Below are 18,079 nucleotides of genomic sequence, written 5' to 3'. Positions count from 1 at the left end.
GAAAGCGAAACTTACGTCCCACTTTCTAAGCTTACATAAGTAGTTATACTCGAACAATTGATAAAAATCAATTATTCGCCTTTATTTTTTTTAATAATTTCTTCTGAAACAGACTTCGGTACTTCTTCATAATGATCAAATGTCATTGAGAATGTTCCGCGTCCTTGAGTGTTAGAACGTAATGCTGTCGCATAACCGAACATTTCAGAAAGTGGAACCATAGCGCGAACAACTTGTGCGTTACCGCGAGCTTCCATACCTTCTACACGTCCACGACGAGATGTTACGTCACCCATGATGTCTCCCATGTACTCTTCAGGAATTACAACTTCAACTTTCATCATTGGCTCAAGAATTACTGGGTTACATTTAGAAACCGCAGCTTTAAGTGCCATTGATGCAGCGATTTTGAACGCCATCTCAGATGAATCGACATCATGGTAAGAACCGTCAACTAATGCTGCTTTAATGTCAACTAGTGGATAACCAGCTAGTACACCATTTTTAAGTGAGTCTTCAAGACCCGCTCCAACAGCTGGGATGTATTCACGTGGAACTACACCGCCGACGATTTTGTTTTCGAATTCAAATCCTTTACCTTCTTCGTTAGGTGCAAACTCAATCCAAACGTGACCGAATTGTCCACGTCCACCAGATTGACGAGCAAACTTACCTTCAACTTTCGCAGCAGCGCGGAAAGTTTCACGGTATGCTACCTGAGGAGCACCAACGTTTGCTTCGACTTTGAATTCACGGCGCATACGGTCAACGATGATATCAAGGTGAAGTTCACCCATACCAGCGATGATAGTTTGGCCAGTTTCTTGGTCAGTGTGAGCACGGAATGTTGGATCTTCTTCAGAAAGCTTAGATAATGCTGTACCCATTTTATCTTGGTCAGCTTTAGATTTTGGTTCGATAGCTACAGAGATAACTGGCTCTGGGAATTCCATAGACTCAAGGATAACAAGGCTCTTCTCGTCACAAAGAGTATCACCAGTAGTAGTATCTTTTAAACCTACAGCAGCAGCGATATCACCAGCGTAAACTGTTGAAATCTCTTCACGGCTGTTAGCGTGCATTTGTAGGATACGTCCTACACGCTCACGCTTACCTTTAGTTGAGTTTTTCACGTATGATCCAGAGTTTAACACACCAGAGTACACACGGAAGAACGTTAACTTACCAACATAAGGGTCAGTCATGATTTTGAATGCTAAAGCTGCGAATGGTTCTTCATCGCTAGACTTACGTTCGATTTCTTCATCTGTATCCGGAAGAGTACCTTTAATAGCAGGTACATCTAATGGAGATGGTAGGTAGTCGATAACTGCGTCTAACAGAATTTGAACACCTTTGTTTTTGAATGCAGAACCACAGATTACTGGGAAGAATTCTACAGAAGTTGTAGCCTTACGGATACCAGCTTTAAGCTCTTCTACAGTGATTTCTTCACCTTCTAGGTACTTCATCATCATTTCTTCATCAAGCTCAGCTACCGCTTCAATAAGCTTTCCGCGGTATTCTTCAGCTAGTTCTTTGTGCTCTTCAGGAATTTCGACACGCTCGATGTCTGTTCCTAAATCGTTACCGTACATGTAAGCACACTCTTCAACAAGGTCAATGATACCATTGAACTCATCTTCAGCACCGATTGGTAACTGAATTGGATGTGCGTTTGCTTGTAAACGATCGTGGATTGTTCCTACAGAGTATAAGAAATCTGCACCGATCTTATCCATTTTGTTAACGAATACGATACGTGGTACACCGTAAGTAGTAGCCTGACGCCAAACAGTTTCTGTTTGTGGTTCTACACCAGATTGTGCATCAAGTACTGCTACCGCACCATCAAGTACGCGTAAAGAACGTTCTACTTCTACTGTGAAGTCTACGTGTCCTGGAGTGTCAATGATGTTTACACGGTGACCTTTCCATTGAGCTGTAGTTGCAGCAGAAGTAATTGTGATACCACGCTCTTGCTCTTGCTCCATCCAGTCCATCTGAGATGCACCTTCATGAGTTTCACCGATTTTATGAATACGTCCTGTGTAATACAGAATACGCTCAGTTGCTGTTGTTTTACCAGCATCGATGTGAGCCATGATACCAATATTACGAGTGTTTTCTAAAGAGAACTCTCTTGTCATTTGGTGTCTTGCTCCTTCCATATATGGATTGGATTTTTTATTTTAAGTAGCAAAAAAGCCACTTTATATTGTTACATATGCCAGTGTCCAGTACCCTCATTATGTAAAACGAGCGCCCAACGAAAGGGAGAGGCATTCTCCCTCTCCACACTTCCATAAGCGACAAATAAAGCGGTTTATGCTTACATTTATTTTACGTTGAATCCTACCAACGGTAATGAGCAAATGCTTTGTTAGCTTCTGCCATTTTATGAGTGTCTTCACGTTTCTTAACAGATGCACCAGCGTTGTTAGCTGCATCTAAGATTTCGTAAGCTAGACGCTCTTCCATAGTTTTTTCACCACGAAGACGAGCATAGTTTACTAACCAGCGAAGACCTAAAGTTGTACGACGTTCTGGACGAACCTCAACTGGAACTTGGTAGTTAGCACCACCAACACGACGAGCGCGTACTTCAAGAACAGGCATGATGTTCTTAAGAGCTTGCTCGAATACTTCCATTGGTTCTTTATCTGAACGTTCACGAACGATATCGAAAGCGTTATAAAGAATTGTTTGAGATTTACCTTTTTTACCGTCAACCATCATTTTGTTGATAAGGCGTGTTACTAGCTTAGAATTGTACATTGGATCTGGTAACACGTCACGTTTCGCAACAGGTCCTTTACGAGGCATATTGAGTTCCTCCTTTCATTATAAGTTTATTATTTTTTAGCAGGTTTTGGTCGCTTAGTACCATATTTAGAACGTCCTTGCATACGTTTGTCAACACCAGCTGTATCAAGCGCTCCACGAACGATGTGGTAACGTACCCCTGGTAAATCCTTTACTCGACCACCGCGAATTAATACTACGCTATGCTCTTGTAAATTATGACCGATACCTGGGATGTAAGCTGTAACTTCAATACCGTTTGTTAAACGTACACGAGCGTATTTACGTAACGCTGAGTTAGGTTTCTTTGGAGTCATTGTACCAACACGAGTACATACACCACGTTTTTGAGGTGCAGAGATATCAGTTGATTTTTTCTTTAAAGAGTTAAAACCTTTGTTTAACGCAGGTGATTTAGATTTCCATACTTTATCAGTACGACCATTTCTCACTAATTGGTTAATAGTAGGCATTTGATTATCCTCCCTTCGCATGTTTGTATGACCACATATCCAGGTGGTTCATTATTAGTTGAAAACAAAGTTTTTGCAAGGAAGAGCAAATGCTCTCTCCTCACAAAAACAGTTTTAACTTATTATTCCTATTGCTGAAGCTCCCACTTGAATCCCCGAAACTTTTCCAAGTTTACGAACTGATTCAACTTTTGTTATGGGTATGTTATGTTGCAAAGCAGTGCGAATGATAACATGGGTTAACCGCACATCAGCATCTTCTGCAATAACAACTTCTTTAACTATACCATTTTTGATTGCTTCCAATGCGCGTTTATGACCAACGACTACATTTTCAGCATTTGACACTTTTTGATAAGACATATAAATATCCTCCAAAGCATCGTTCAGGAGCAACCTTGATTATAGTAACATTTTGACTCATACAATGTCAACTAGGATTAGATGTTTTTATACAAAATTTACGACGGAAAATTTTACTGTTCCACATAAATCTCATCGTTTTCTACATTCATGTTATCTTGTGTTGTTTTTACAAGATCCACTTTGCGATAACGATTCATACCTGTTCCAGCAGGAACAAGTTTACCGATAATAACGTTCTCTTTCAATCCTAGAAGCTCATCACGTTTACCTTTAATTGCTGCATCAGTTAAGACACGAGTTGTTTCTTGGAATGATGCTGCAGATAAGAATGAATCAGTTTCAAGTGAAGCTTTTGTAATACCAAGTAGAACAGGTCTAGCTGTCGCTGGTTGTTTACCTTTCAGTAACACCTTCGCATTCGCATCAGTAAACTGATGGATATCTAGTAATGTTCCTGGTAATACGTCTGTTTCACCTGCATCACTTACACGAACTTTACGTAGCATTTGACGTACCATTACCTCTACGTGTTTGTCACCAATTTCTACCCCTTGCATACGGTATACTTTTTGAACTTCACGTAATAAGTATTCTTGAACTGCTGTAATGTCCGTTACTTTTAGTAATTCTTTCGGATCAATAGAACCTTCTGTTAACTCTTTACCGTGGCTAATTGGCTGTCCTGGAGTTACTTTCAGACGAGCACCATAAGGAATAGCATACGTACGAGCTTCAACTTCACCCTGTACAACTACTTCTTGGCGATCTTTAACATCGTTGATCGCTGCGATAACACCGTCGATTTCACTGATAACTGCCTGACCTTTCGGATTACGAGCTTCGAAGATCTCTTGGATACGAGGTAAACCTTGAGTGATATCATCTCCGGCAACCCCACCTGTATGGAATGTACGCATCGTTAACTGTGTACCTGGCTCACCGATAGATTGAGCTGCGATAATACCTACCGCTTCTCCTACTTCTACGTCTGTACCAGTTGCTAAGTTACGACCGTAACACTTCTTACATACACCATGGCGAGTGTTACACGTAAACGCTGAACGAATATTTACAGTTTCAACACCCGAATTTTCAACGATATGAGCGATATCTTCAGTAATTAATTGGTTTTCACTAACTAATACTTCACCTGTTTCAGGATGTTTTACAGTTTTTCTTGCAAAACGTCCAACAAGACGATCATATAATGACTCAATTACTTCATTACCCTCTTTAATCGCACCAATTAATAGACCACGATCTGTTCCACAATCATCTTCACGGACAATTACATCTTGTGCAACGTCTACAAGACGACGTGTTAAGTAACCAGAATCGGCAGTTTTAAGTGCTGTATCGGCAAGACCTTTACGCGCACCATGCGTAGAGATGAAGTACTCAAGTACTGTTAAACCTTCACGGAAACTCGATTTGATTGGAAGTTCGATGATACGACCAGATGGATTGGCCATCAGACCACGCATACCAGCAAGCTGAGTAAAGTTAGATGCGTTACCACGGGCACCTGAGTCACTCATCATGAAGATTGGATTGCGTTTATTCAAGGATTTCATCAGTTTTCCTTGGATAACATCTTTTGCATTACTCCAAATAGAGATAACGCGATCGTAACGTTCTTCTTCCGTGATTAAACCGCGACGGAATTGTTTAATTACATTATCTACTTTTGCTTGTGCTTCGTGGAGAATTTCATCTTTTTCGCCTAATACAAGAATGTCAGATACCCCAACTGTAATACCAGCTTTTGTAGAGTACTTGAACCCTAAGTTTTTCATACGGTCAAGCATGCGAGACGTTTCTGTAATTTGGAAACGTTTGAACACTTCCGCAATGATGTTACCAAGGATCTTCTTGCTAAATGGCGCCACTTCTTCGCGACTAGCAATAATTTCTTTAATGTTCGCACCTTTTTCAACGAAATATTCCGCTGGTGTTTCTTTTTCAAGGTTTGAGTTTGTCGGTTCATTAATATAAGGGAACGACTCTGGTAAGATTTCGTTAAATATTAATTTACCAACTGTTGTTAATAGAAGCTTACCTTTTTGCTCTTCAGTAAACGTTACGTTATTTACTGAACTTGCAGCAACTGCAACACGTGTGTGCAGATGTACATATCCATTTTGATATGCAAGTATTGCTTCGTTTGCATCTTTGAAGACCATACCTTCACCGATTGCGCCTTCACGCTCAAGTGTTAAGTAGTAGTTACCTAATACCATATCCTGAGATGGAGTAACAACTGGTTTTCCGTCTTTTGGATTCAAGATGTTTTGTGCCGCTAACATAAGAATACGAGCTTCTGCTTGTGCCTCTGATGATAACGGAACGTGAACCGCCATTTGGTCACCGTCAAAGTCCGCGTTGTATGCAGTACATACAAGTGGGTGAAGACGAATTGCGCGACCTTCTACTAATGTAGGTTCAAACGCCTGGATACCAAGACGGTGAAGTGTTGGTGCGCGGTTTAGAAGTACTGGATGTTCTTTAATCACAGATTCTAAAACGTCCCAAACTTCAGGGTGTACACGCTCAATTTTACGTTTCGCACTCTTAATGTTGTGTGCTAACCCTTTTCCAACTAACTCTTTCATAACAAAAGGTTTGAACAGTTCAAGCGCCATTTCTTTCGGTAATCCACATTGGTACATCTTTAAGTTCGGTCCTACAACGATTACAGAACGGCCAGAGTAGTCAACACGTTTACCTAATAAGTTTTGACGGAAACGTCCTTGTTTACCTTTAAGCATGTGAGATAGTGATTTTAATGGACGGTTACCTGGTCCAGTTACTGGACGGCCACGACGACCATTATCAATTAATGCATCTACAGCTTCTTGTAACATACGTTTTTCGTTTTGAACGATGATGCTTGGAGCACCTAGGTCCAATAGACGTTTTAAACGGTTGTTACGGTTAATTACACGACGATATAAGTCGTTTAAGTCAGAAGTAGCAAAACGTCCACCATCTAACTGTACCATTGGGCGTAGTTCTGGTGGGATAACTGGTAGAACATCTAAGATCATCCAAGATGGTTCATTTCCAGAGTTACGGAATGCTTCTAATACTTCTAGACGTTTAATAGCACGAGTACGGCGTTGTCCTTGTGCTGTTTTTAATTCTTCTTTTAAGAAGTCTACTTCTTTATCTAAATCAATGTCTTGTAGTAGTTTTTTAATCGCTTCTGCACCCATAGCAGCTTGGAATGTGCTACCATATCGATCACGATATGCACGGTATTCTTTTTCAGAAAGTAATTGCTTCTTATCAAGTGGTGTATCTCCACTTTCTGTTACAACATAAGAAGCGAAATAAATTACTTCTTCAAGCGCGCGAGGGGACATGTCTAAGACAAGTCCCATGCGGCTCGGGATACCTTTGAAATACCAAATATGAGATACAGGAGCAGCTAATTCAATATGACCCATACGTTCACGACGTACTTTTGCACGCGTTACTTCAACGCCACATCGATCACAAACTACACCTTTATAACGTACACGTTTGTATTTTCCGCAATGACATTCCCAGTCCTTTTGTGGTCCGAAAATACGCTCACAGAACAAGCCATCTTTTTCAGGCTTTAACGTACGATAGTTAATAGTTTCTGGTTTCTTAACTTCACCGTATGACCAAGAACGAATCTTGTCAGGTGAAGCAAGTCCAATCTTCATATATTCAAAGTTATTTACATCTATCAAGGGGCCTACCTCCCTTTTAGTCTACAGGTTATCCCAATTATTCCTTAGTTGTCTCAACTTCGACATTCAATTTATCTGCTGATTGATGATCATCGTCATCTTCTGTATCACGCATTTCAATTTCTGTATCGTCGCTAGACATCATTTTAACGTCCATACCTAAACTTTGCAGCTCTTTAATCAATACTTTGAATGATTCAGGAACGCCTGGTTCTGGAACATTTTCGCCTTTAACAATTGCTTCATAAGTCTTAACACGTCCAACAACATCATCAGACTTCACTGTTAAGATTTCTTGAAGAGTATAAGCAGCACCGTAAGCTTCAAGTGCCCAAACCTCCATCTCACCGAAACGCTGTCCACCGAACTGAGCTTTACCTCCAAGAGGTTGCTGCGTTACAAGTGAGTATGGTCCAGTAGAACGAGCATGAAGTTTATCGTCAACCATGTGCGCAAGTTTGATCATATACATGACACCAACAGATACGCGGTTATCGAATGGTTCACCAGTACGTCCGTCATACAGGATTGTTTTCGCGTCATTTGCCATACCAGCTTCTTCAATTGTGCCCCAAACATCTTCCTCACGAGCACCATCGAATACTGGTGTTGCAATGTGAATGCCCAGGTATCTTGCTGCCATACCAAGATGAAGCTCTAATACCTGACCGATATTCATACGAGATGGTACCCCTAATGGGTTTAACATGATATCGATTGGCGTACCGTCTGGTAAGTAAGGCATATCTTCTTCTGGTAAAATACGAGAAATAACACCTTTGTTACCGTGACGTCCGGCCATCTTGTCACCTTCAGAAATTTTACGTTTTTGAACGATATATGCACGTACAAGTTGATTCACGCCTGGTGGCAATTCATCGCCATCTTCACGGTTGAATACTTTTACGTCTAAGATAATACCGCCACCACCGTGTGGTACACGTAGTGATGTATCACGTACTTCACGCGCTTTTTCTCCAAAGATAGCATGTAATAGACGTTCTTCAGCTGTTAATTCTGTTACACCTTTAGGTGTTACTTTACCAACAAGTAAATCTCCATCTTTTACTTCAGCACCAACGCGAATGATACCGCGCTCGTCAAGGTTACGTAATGCGTCTTCCCCAACGTTTGGAATGTCACGTGTAATTTCTTCTGGTCCAAGCTTCGTATCACGAGCTTCTGATTCATATTCTTCAATATGAATAGAAGTGTACACATCATCTTTTACAAGGCGCTCACTCATGATGATCGCATCCTCGTAGTTATAACCGTCCCAAGTCATGAAGCCAACAAGCACGTTACGTCCAAGTGCTAGTTCACCTAATTCCATAGAAGGACCATCCGCAAGGATTTCACCTTTTACAACTTCATTTCCAACACTTACGATTGGACGTTGGTTGTAACAAGTTCCTTGGTTAGAACGAATGAATTTTTGCATTTTGTAGCGATCTAAGTCGCCTTTTACTGTTTGACCGTCAACTTCTACATAGCGACGTACCCAAACTTCACGTGCTTCTACGCGCTCAACAACACCAGGATGTTTACAGATTACTGCAGCACCTGAGTCTTTTGCTGATACGTACTCCATACCTGTACCTACAATCGGAGATTCCGGATTCATTAACGGAACCGCCTGACGTTGCATGTTCGCTCCCATAAGTGCGCGGTTAGAGTCATCGTTTTCTAAGAACGGAATACAAGCTGTCGCTGCCGACACTACTTGTTTTGGAGATACATCCATGTAGTCGATGCGTTCTCTATTTGTGACAATGTTTTCACCACGGAAACGAGCTACGATATCTTCACTTAGGAATTCACCTTCATCAGATAATTTCATATTCGCTTGGGCTACAACATAGTTATCTTCTTCATCTGCTGTTAAATAATCAACATGCCCTGTTACAAGACCAGTTTCTGGGTCAACACGACGATATGGTGTTTCAATGAAACCAAACTCATTTACTTTCGCGAACGAAGATAATGAGTTAATCAAACCGATGTTTGGTCCCTCTGGTGTTTCAATCGGACACATACGACCGTAGTGGGAGTAATGAACGTCACGTACTTCAAAGCCTGCGCGCTCACGCGTTAAACCACCAGGTCCTAATGCAGATAGTCTTCGTTTGTGAGTTAACTCTGCTAATGGATTTGTTTGGTCCATGAACTGAGATAACTGAGAACTTCCGAAGAACTCTTTAATAGATGCAATAACAGGACGAATATTAATTAGCGCCTGTGGTGTAATTGCATTTGTATCTTGGATCGACATTCTCTCACGAACAACACGTTCCATACGAGAAAGACCGATACGGAATTGATTTTGTAATAGTTCTCCAACAGAACGCAGACGACGGTTTCCTAAATGGTCAATATCATCTGTATCCCCTACTTTGTATAGTAGGTTGAAGAAGTAACTGATAGAAGCAAGGATATCACCTGGTGTGATGTGTTTCACATCACGAGTAATATTTGCATTACCAATTACATTAATTACACGTTCGCCTTCCGACTCAGGAGCATAAATCTTAATAGATTGCAGCTCAACATCGCCTTCTACCACTCCACCCATTGGTTTCGCTGTTTTGAATCCAATGTTTTTCTCTAAGTAAGGTAAAATGCGATCAAGTGTACGACGATCTAAGATTGTTCCTTCTGCCGCTAAAATTTCACCAGTTTCTGGATCCACTAATGTTTCAGCTAAACGTTGATTAAACAATCTGTTTTTAATGTGTAACTTCTTGTTGATCTTATAGCGACCTACATTTGCTAAATCGTAGCGCTTTGGATCGAAGAAACGAGACACAAGTAAGCTCTTAGCATTTTCTACTGTTGGTGGTTCACCAGGACGTAGACGCTCATAAATTTCAAGCAATGCTTTTTCTGTACTATCTGTGTTGTCTTTTTCTAATGTGTTGCTTAAGTATTCGTTATCACCTAAAAGCTCGGTGATTTCTTGATCAGAGCCAAACCCTAATGCGCGTAACAAAACAGTTACAGGAAGTTTACGCGTACGGTCAATACGCACATATACAACATCCTTAGCATCTGTCTCATACTCTAACCAAGCTCCGCGGTTTGGAATTACAGTAGCAGTAAAACCACGTTTTCCGTTTTTATCCACTTTGCCACTATAGTATACGCTTGGAGAGCGAACTAACTGGGAAACGATAACACGTTCTGCACCGTTAATTACGAATGTTCCAGTCTCTGTCATGAGTGGGAAATCTCCCATGAACACATCTTGTTCTTTTACTTCACCAGTTTCCTTGTTGATTAGACGCACTTTTACACGAAGTGGTGCTGCATACGTCACATCACGCTCTTTGCATTCGTCTACAGAGTATTTAGGTTCACCTAAGCTGTAGTCGATAAATTCAAGCGATAGATTTCCCGTAAAGTCTTCAATCGGAGAAATGTCTTGGAACATTTCTCGCAAACCCTCATCAAGAAACCACTGATAAGAAGAGGTTTGAATTTCGATAAGATTTGGTAACTCTAATACTTCACTAATACGGGCATAACTTCTTCGTTGGCGGTGGCGTCCGTATTGAACTAGTTGACCTGTCAACTGCTTCACCCCTCAAATCATGAGTATTATAAATGCACAAAAAAATTTGTGCAAAATCACAAATAAATACAACTACTGCTATTAGCGTAGTCTTTTTCTCTTAAAGATAAATACGTTGAGTCTTTCTACCTGCTCAAAAAAGAAAAATGGCTTCTATAAGAAAACCATCATTCTGTTTCATAATCTGCTGATTTTACTATCTTTTCCAAGAGAAACAAAAATATACATCTTTCTCAACGCAGAAAATCATATATTGGCATTGTATAATGTTAACATAGCCAAAAATAACCGTCAACGTTTTTTTGATTTTATGATATAATATCCTTTTTTCTTTTCTACAATCTCAACTTCAGAAAATACTTCTTCTAGTTTTTTCAGCGCAGATGGTGCACCTTGCTTCTTTTGAATAACAATCCAAAGTTCTCCACCTGGAACTAAATACTCCACAGCTTTTTCTAAAATCTCATGTACGATATCTTTACCCGCACGAATCGGAGGGTTAGATAGAATAGCAGCATACTCGCCATCTACATTTTCATAGACGCTACTTTGAAAAATACGTATATTCTCGATTCTGTTATTAGCGGCATTTTCTTTCGCAAGCCCAAGCGCCCTTTCATTCACATCCACCATGTGAACTTCACAACCTTGAAACTCTTTCGCTAACGACAAACCAATAGGACCGTATCCACAACCTACGTCTAATATATCACCTTTAATATCCGGCATTTGAAACGCTTCAATTAAAAGACGAGAACCAAAGTCCACCTCGTTTTTCGAAAACACCCCATGGTCAGATAAAAAAGTAAATTGAGATCCACGAAGTGGAAATTCCCATCGTTTACGATCACTTTTACTAGAAGGGTCGTTAGAAAAATAATGGTCTGCCATATGGCCACCTCTTTTCTTTACAGTTAAAAAAAAAGCTCGCATGAGAGCGAGCTTTTTTTAAAGCATCAAAAGTTAATTACTTAACTTCTACAGCAGCGCCAACTTCTTCAAGTTTAGCTTTCATTTCTTCAGCTTCCTCTTTAGAAACGCCTTCTTTGATTGCTTTTGGAGTGTTGTCAACTAATTCTTTAGCTTCTTTTAAGCCAAGACCAGTGATTTCACGTACAGCTTTGATAACTTTGATTTTTTGAGCGCCAGCACTTGCAAGTACTACGTCAAACTCAGTTTTTTCAGCAGCAGCTTCACCAGCGCCACCAGCTACAGCTACAGGAGCAGCAGCAGTTACGCCGAATTCTTCCTCGATAGCTTTTACTAAGTCGTTAAGTTCTAATACAGTCATAGATTTAACTGCTTCAATGATTTGTTCTTTAGTCATTGTAAATATCCTCCCTTAAATAGGTTTGTATTGTTTTATAGATAACAAGTAATTATCTTTTAAAAAATTAAGCGCCTTGCTCTTCCTTTTGTTCTGCAACTGCTTTAGTAGCAAGTGCAAGGTTACGGATTGGAGCTTGAAGAACGCTAAGAAGCATAGAAAGTAAGCCTTCACGTGATGGAAGAGTAGCGATTGCTTTAACCTCATCAAGTGTTACAAGTTTACCTTCGATTACGCCCGCTTTAATTTCTAAAGCTTCATGTTTTGTAGCGAAGTCGTTTAATACTTTCGCAGGAGCAACTACATCCTCGTTACTGAACGCGATTGCGTTTGGTCCTGTTAAGAATTCGTTTAACTCAGCCATTTCAGCAGATTCTGCAGCACGACGAGTTAGAGAGTTTTTGTAAACTTTGAACTCAACGCCAGCTTCACGTAATTGCTTACGTAATTCTGTTGCTTCAGAAACTGTTAAACCACGGTAGTCAACAACAATTGTAGATTTACTAGCACGAAGTTTGTCCGCGATTTCAGTTACAACTTGTTGTTTAGTTTCGATTACTTTGCTCATGTTATTACACCTCCTGTAGATTATATAGAAGATGTACCGAAAGTGCACTAAAAACCTCCATGCCCAACTTGTAGACATGGAGGCATATAGTCACAGAAAAAAATTCCGTTTCGTATATTAACACCTAGGTAGGAAATTAAGTCTATTGACACCTACTGTCTACGGTACACTATTTAAATTCACAACATAAATGATTATATTAAATCTTCTTTATGAAGTCAACTTCCAATTTTTACGCTAATGTAGAAACGTCTACGCGTACGCCAGGTCCCATTGTAGAAGCAACTGTTACGTTCTTCATGTAAGTACCTTTTGCAGCAGATGGCTTAACTTTTAATAAAGTGTCAGCGATTGTTTTGAAGTTTTCTACTAATTTAGCATCTTCGAAAGATACTTTGCCGATTGGAACGTGGATGTTACCAGCTTTATCAACGCGGTATTCAACTTTACCAGCTTTGATTTCGTTAACAGCTTTAGTTACATCGAAAGTAACTGTTCCAGTTTTAGGGTTTGGCATTAAACCTTTAGGTCCTAATACGCGACCAAGTTTACCAACTTCACCCATCATGTCAGGAGTTGCTACTACTACATCGAAATCGAACCAACCTTGTTGGATTTTACCGATGTAATCAGTATCGCCTACGAAGTCAGCGCCAGCAGCTTCAGCTTCTTTAGCTTTTTCACCTTTAGCGAACACTAATACACGTTGTACTTTACCAGTACCGTGTGGAAGAACAACTGCACCACGGATTTGTTGGTCAGCTTTCTTAGGGTCAACACCTAAACGGAATGCAGCTTCTACAGTTGCATCAAATTTAGCTGTGTTTGTTTTCTTTACTAATTCTACTGCTTCTGTTGCAGAGTAAGCAGATGCACGATCAACAAGCTTTGCAGCTTCTACGTACTTTTTACCTCTTTTAGCCATTTTTATTTCCTCCTCGAATGTGGTTTTAGCGGAATAACCTCCCACGTTTACGCCTGTTTTCAGGTATAACCTGAGGATGAGCGCCATCCATTTATTTAAAAACAATAATCATTTACGATAATAAAGGTTGCGAATTGGAATTCCAGACCCGCAACCTTTTTTAAAAACAAATCGAATTAGTCTTCGATAACGATGCCCATACTGCGTGCAGTACCTTCAACCATACGCATTGCAGCTTCTACGCTAGCAGCGTTTAGGTCAGGCATTTTAGTTTCAGCGATTTCGCGTACTTTATCACGCTTAACAGTTGCCACTTTATTACGGTTTGGTTCACCAGAACCAGACTCAATACCAGCTACTTTCTTAAGAAGAACAGCAGCAGGAGGAGTTTTAGTAATGAAAGTGAATGAACGGTCCTCAAATACCGTAATTTCAACAGGGATGATAAGACCAGCTTGATCTGCTGTACGAGCGTTAAACTCTTTACAGAAGCCCATGATGTTAACACCTGCTTGTCCTAATGCTGGACCAACTGGTGGAGCTGGGTTAGCTTTACCTGCAGGAATTTGAAGCTTTACCATTTTAATTACCTTTTTAGCCACGAGACACACCTCCTTAAGTCCGTGATGTGGTCAATTGGACAGTGATTTGCCCTCCCACGTCATATTTTATCTGTAAGGATAAAATCTTTCAAAAAACGTCTCCGATAACGAAGACGTACTGACTTAAAAGATATTATCACTTTTTACAATTCATTTCAAGTTTCATTTTATAATTTTTCAATTTGATGGAAGTCAAGTTCAACTGGAGTCTCGCGACCAAACATGTCCACAAGTACGCTAACCTTTTTCTTCTCCACATCAATTTCTTCAATAGCACCTGTATAATCTGCGAATGGCCCCTCATTTACACGTACTGTCTCATGAAGTTCAAAGTCGAAATCAACCACTTCGTTGTCCATTCCCATATGTTTCATAATGGTAACAACTTCCTCTTCTAATAGAGGTGATGGTTTAGATCCAGAACCAGAAGAACCAACGAACCCAGTTACACCCGGCGTGTTACGTACAACATACCAAGAATCATCAGTCATGATTAATTCTACTAATACATAACCTGGGAACACTTTTCTTTTCATTAATTTTTCTTTTCCGTTTTTCATTTCTACTTCTACTTCTTCCGGGACAACAACACGGAAAATTTTATCTTGCATACCCATTGATTCTACACGCTTCTCTAGGTTTGCTTTTACTTTATTTTCATATCCAGAATAAGTATGGACAACATACCAACTTTTTTCCATTCATTTAGGACGAGCGTCCTTCCCTCCCTGACGTACATTTTTTTGCGCAAATGAAAAAACCCGTTCACCGGGCTTTTACACAGTTCTTATAAATAACATTATATCATGGATAAGTGCTTCTTATTCAAGAATTAACCAAGAATTAACCGAATTAAAGAAGAAATGCCCATATCAACTACTGCGAAGAAAATCGCAAAGAACACAACTGTAGCAACAACAGTCGCTGTTGAGCGGAGTAATTCATCTTTTTTAGGCCAACTTACTTTTTTCATTTCGCGACCTACATCGCCGAAAAAGTTCGTTAAACGCATCTGCGGGACCTCCAGTGTATTATTTCAATTATTTATTTTGTTTCCTTGTGAACTGTATGCTGATTGCATGTTTTACAAAACTTTTTTATTTCAAGTCGCTCTATTGAGCTCGTATCTTTCATAGTAGAGTAGTTTCGATTTTTACACTCTTCACATGAGAGTACAACTTTTTTCCTCATTAGTTACACCAACCTTGTAACATTATGTCCCTAAAAATGTATCATACAATAAAAGACAATGTCAATGACATGCATTTTGTACTGTCTACAAAAGAAAACAGGTGATTTATTTTACACCTGTTGCACTTGTTATTTGTTATGAATTTAAAGTTGTACTTTCTCGCATTTCCATATATCGTTCCAATTTCCTCTTCACCCGCTGTAAAGCGTTATCAATAGATTTCACATGTCTGTTTAACTGTTCTGAAATCTCTTGATAAGAACGCCCATCTAGATATAAAGAAAGCACTTTTCTTTCTAAATCGCTTAATAATTCTGATATTTTTGATTCTATGTCTGTATATTCTTCTTGGCTAATAATCATCTCTTCAGGATCAGTTACCTTCGCTTCAGAAATAACATCCAATAATGTTCGATCAGATTCCTCATCGTAAATCGGCTTATCTAAAGACACATACGAATTTAAGGGAATATGTTTTTGCCTTGTTGCCGTTTTAATAGCGGTAATAATTTGTCGAGTGATACACAGTTCAGCAAATGCTTTGAATGAAGACAGCTTGTCCTCTTTATAATCACGAATTGCTTTAAACAATCCTATCATACCTTCTTGAACAATATCTTCTCGATCGGCACCCACTAAAAAGTAAGATCTTGATTTCGCGCGAACAAAGTTCTTATATTTGTGAATTAAATATTCTAGAGCGTCAGTATTACCTTTTCGAACTAACTCAACGATTGCCTCATCCTCTAAATCACGAAATGTAACGTCGCCTACACTTACGAAGCCTGCTTCCACCTTGATCCCTCCGACCGCTATTTATTTAGCAATATTATACAGTAAAAAGACAAAGAGCGTCAATGCTTCAACGCTCTCCTCTTCTTAATTTTTCTAATTTTTCTGTAATATCTTTACTAAATATCTTTCGCATGGCGGGTTGCTGTTCTTTCGTGTCTTTTGTACGCCTTCTTACTTGTTGCTCCATTGCCTGTACTTCCAACTCTAATTCACGCGCAGATTTCCGAAGGGCACCTTGCGCAAATATAACCCATTGTTCCGTGTAATCAGAAGTCGCAACATATATTCGTGTATTTATATTTCTAAGCTCTATCGCAAGTTGCTCTATCTTTTCGTCTGCAGTTTGATTCTTTCGTGTGAATATTACTTCCACACGAGATTGTTTCATCTTTTTTTCAATACCATGTACTGTATAGGCATCAAAGACTATCATCACTTTTGTACCTGTATAACCTTGATAATCCGCCATCTTATCAATAAGTGCATCTCTTGATGATTGTAAATCTACATCCCGCAGTTTCTTCAAATCTCCCCAAGCTCCGATAATGTTGTAACCGTCAACGATTAAAATATCGTTCATCTTTTATTTACCAATTTCGTGACGTTTACGATATACCTCATACATTAACAAACTTGCGGCTACGGAAGCATTTAAGGATGTAACTTTACCAACCATCGGTAGAGTGATTAGGAAATCACACTTTTCACCAATAATACGACTCATACCTTTTCCTTCACTACCAATTACTAACCCAATTGGCATTTTACCATCTAAATTACGGTAATCCGTTTTCCCTTTGGCATCTGTACCAGCAATCCAAAGTCCACGTTCTTTTAATTCATCAATTGTACGGGATAAGTTCGTTACGCGCGCAACAGGAATGTATTCAATCGCTCCTGTTGATGCTTTCGCAACTGACGCTGTAAGCCCCACAGCCCTTCTCTTTGGAATAATAATTCCATGAGCTCCTGTCGCATCAGCAGTACGCATAATAGAACCTAGGTTATGCGGATCTTCAATCTCATCTAAAATTAAGAAGAATGGATCTTCATTACGTTTTTCTGCCACTTTGAATAACTCTTCTAACTCCGCATACTGATATGCAGCTACTTGAGCAATTACACCTTGATGATTACCCTCAACTAATTGATCTAACTTTTTCTTTGGTGCATGTTGTAAAATAACCTTATTTTCTTTCGCTAACGCTAGTACAATCTGTACTTGTCCTTTGGCAGCACCTTCTGCGATCCAAATTTTATTTATATCTCTCCCTGATCGTAACGCCTCAATTACAGGGTTACGTCCGATAATATATTCACTACTCATGATGATGTGCCCCCTTCCTTTTCTTCTAAAACTGCAATTGCCTTATATACAATTTCGTCTAATCTTTCACGGTTATTTAATAAATGATGATAACCAATTAGCGCTTCAAAGGCTGTACTATGGCGATATGTTTGTACATCCGTATTTTTTGGAACTGTACCTGAATTTGCATTACGTCCTCTTCTTAATACCGCCTCTTCTTCCTCTGTCAAAAACGTCGTCTCTAATAAATGATAAACAACTTTCGCCTGTGCTTTTGCTGAAACAAAGCTCGTCCCTAATCGATGTAATTGATTAGGGCGAACTTTCCCTTTTTGAAGTAGGTGATAGCGGATATATTGTTCATATACCGCATCACCCATGTATGCTAACGCTAAGCTGTTTAATTGCTTTGCATCAATCATTC

General features: G+C 39.6%; 18 protein-coding genes and 1 other annotated feature. All 18 genes read right to left on the bottom strand.

Annotation, left to right across the window (positions count from 1 at the left end):
* Positions 1–71 precede the first annotated feature (71 nt).
* The gene (gene fusA / locus QCI81_RS14935; protein WP_000196383.1) at positions 72–2,150 is read right to left on the bottom strand and encodes an elongation factor G; all 2,079 of its coding nucleotides are present in this window, start codon (positions 2,148–2,150) and stop codon (positions 72–74) included.
* Between the two features lie 205 nt (positions 2,151–2,355).
* On the bottom strand, positions 2,356–2,826 hold the full coding sequence (gene rpsG / locus QCI81_RS14930) for a 30S ribosomal protein S7 (RefSeq protein ID WP_001137492.1): 471 nt from the start codon (positions 2,824–2,826) through the stop codon (positions 2,356–2,358).
* Between the two features lie 29 nt (positions 2,827–2,855).
* Positions 2,856–3,278: a 30S ribosomal protein S12 gene (gene rpsL, locus QCI81_RS14925; RefSeq protein ID WP_001142341.1), complete on the bottom strand. Its 423-nt coding sequence runs from the start codon at positions 3,276–3,278 to the stop codon at positions 2,856–2,858.
* 114 nt (positions 3,279–3,392) lie between these two features.
* Positions 3,393–3,641 (bottom strand): ribosomal L7Ae/L30e/S12e/Gadd45 family protein, encoded by a 249-nt coding sequence (locus QCI81_RS14920; RefSeq protein ID WP_353810844.1) that lies wholly within the window; start codon positions 3,639–3,641, stop codon positions 3,393–3,395.
* A gap of 113 nt (positions 3,642–3,754) precedes the next feature.
* Positions 3,755–7,366 (bottom strand): DNA-directed RNA polymerase subunit beta', encoded by a 3,612-nt coding sequence (gene rpoC, locus QCI81_RS14915; protein WP_000567943.1) that lies wholly within the window; start codon positions 7,364–7,366, stop codon positions 3,755–3,757.
* A gap of 37 nt (positions 7,367–7,403) precedes the next feature.
* Positions 7,404–10,937: a DNA-directed RNA polymerase subunit beta gene (gene rpoB, locus QCI81_RS14910; protein WP_000147553.1), complete on the bottom strand. Its 3,534-nt coding sequence runs from the start codon at positions 10,935–10,937 to the stop codon at positions 7,404–7,406.
* A 291-nt stretch (positions 10,938–11,228) separates the two neighbouring features.
* Positions 11,229–11,828: a class I SAM-dependent methyltransferase gene (locus QCI81_RS14905; RefSeq protein WP_000763269.1), complete on the bottom strand. Its 600-nt coding sequence runs from the start codon at positions 11,826–11,828 to the stop codon at positions 11,229–11,231.
* Between the two features lie 76 nt (positions 11,829–11,904).
* Positions 11,905–12,264, bottom strand: a complete 360-nt coding sequence (gene rplL / locus QCI81_RS14900; RefSeq protein WP_000159737.1) for a 50S ribosomal protein L7/L12 — start codon at positions 12,262–12,264, stop codon at positions 11,905–11,907.
* A 67-nt stretch (positions 12,265–12,331) separates the two neighbouring features.
* Positions 12,332–12,832 (bottom strand): 50S ribosomal protein L10, encoded by a 501-nt coding sequence (gene rplJ, locus QCI81_RS14895; RefSeq protein WP_000048718.1) that lies wholly within the window; start codon positions 12,830–12,832, stop codon positions 12,332–12,334.
* Positions 12,833–12,871: 39 nt separating this feature from the next.
* Positions 12,872–13,015 (bottom strand) — a sequence feature (ribosomal protein L10 leader region).
* Between the two features lie 49 nt (positions 13,016–13,064).
* Entirely contained in the window at positions 13,065–13,757 is a 693-nt protein-coding gene (gene rplA, locus QCI81_RS14890; RefSeq protein ID WP_002094239.1) for a 50S ribosomal protein L1, read from the bottom strand.
* Between the two features lie 176 nt (positions 13,758–13,933).
* Positions 13,934–14,359 carry a 50S ribosomal protein L11 gene (gene rplK, locus QCI81_RS14885; protein ID WP_001085872.1) on the bottom strand — a complete coding sequence of 142 codons (426 nt, stop codon included), beginning with the start codon at positions 14,357–14,359 and terminating at the stop codon, positions 13,934–13,936.
* 167 nt (positions 14,360–14,526) lie between these two features.
* The gene (gene nusG / locus QCI81_RS14880) at positions 14,527–15,060 is read right to left on the bottom strand and encodes a transcription termination/antitermination protein NusG (RefSeq protein ID WP_000415794.1); all 534 of its coding nucleotides are present in this window, start codon (positions 15,058–15,060) and stop codon (positions 14,527–14,529) included.
* A 131-nt stretch (positions 15,061–15,191) separates the two neighbouring features.
* Complete coding sequence (gene secE, locus QCI81_RS14875; RefSeq protein WP_001241323.1) at positions 15,192–15,371, bottom strand: preprotein translocase subunit SecE; 180 nt, start codon at positions 15,369–15,371, stop codon at positions 15,192–15,194.
* 32 nt (positions 15,372–15,403) lie between these two features.
* Positions 15,404–15,550 (bottom strand): 50S ribosomal protein L33, encoded by a 147-nt coding sequence (rpmG, locus tag QCI81_RS14870; protein WP_014481927.1) that lies wholly within the window; start codon positions 15,548–15,550, stop codon positions 15,404–15,406.
* Positions 15,551–15,686: 136 nt separating this feature from the next.
* Positions 15,687–16,346 (bottom strand): RNA polymerase factor sigma-70, encoded by a 660-nt coding sequence (locus tag QCI81_RS14865; protein WP_000387198.1) that lies wholly within the window; start codon positions 16,344–16,346, stop codon positions 15,687–15,689.
* Positions 16,347–16,413: 67 nt separating this feature from the next.
* On the bottom strand, positions 16,414–16,926 hold the full coding sequence (locus QCI81_RS14860; protein WP_000997887.1) for an NYN domain-containing protein: 513 nt from the start codon (positions 16,924–16,926) through the stop codon (positions 16,414–16,416).
* Positions 16,927–16,929: 3 nt separating this feature from the next.
* Positions 16,930–17,673 carry a 23S rRNA (guanosine(2251)-2'-O)-methyltransferase RlmB gene (rlmB, locus tag QCI81_RS14855; RefSeq protein WP_000093765.1) on the bottom strand — a complete coding sequence of 248 codons (744 nt, stop codon included), beginning with the start codon at positions 17,671–17,673 and terminating at the stop codon, positions 16,930–16,932.
* Positions 17,670–18,077 carry a Mini-ribonuclease 3 gene (locus QCI81_RS14850; RefSeq protein WP_064531901.1) on the bottom strand — a complete coding sequence of 136 codons (408 nt, stop codon included), beginning with the start codon at positions 18,075–18,077 and terminating at the stop codon, positions 17,670–17,672. Before QCI81_RS14850 ends, rlmB begins: the two co-directional genes overlap by 4 nt.
* Positions 18,078–18,079: the final 2 nt, after the last annotated feature.

The sequence above is a fragment of the Bacillus cereus group sp. MG20 genome, assembly GCF_040459885.1.
In the GTDB taxonomy this organism is placed as follows: Bacteria; Bacillota; Bacilli; order Bacillales; family Bacillaceae_G; genus Bacillus_A; species Bacillus_A cereus.
The sequence above is the reverse complement of the archived record's forward strand: the minus strand, read 5'-3'. Positions and strand labels throughout refer to the sequence as shown.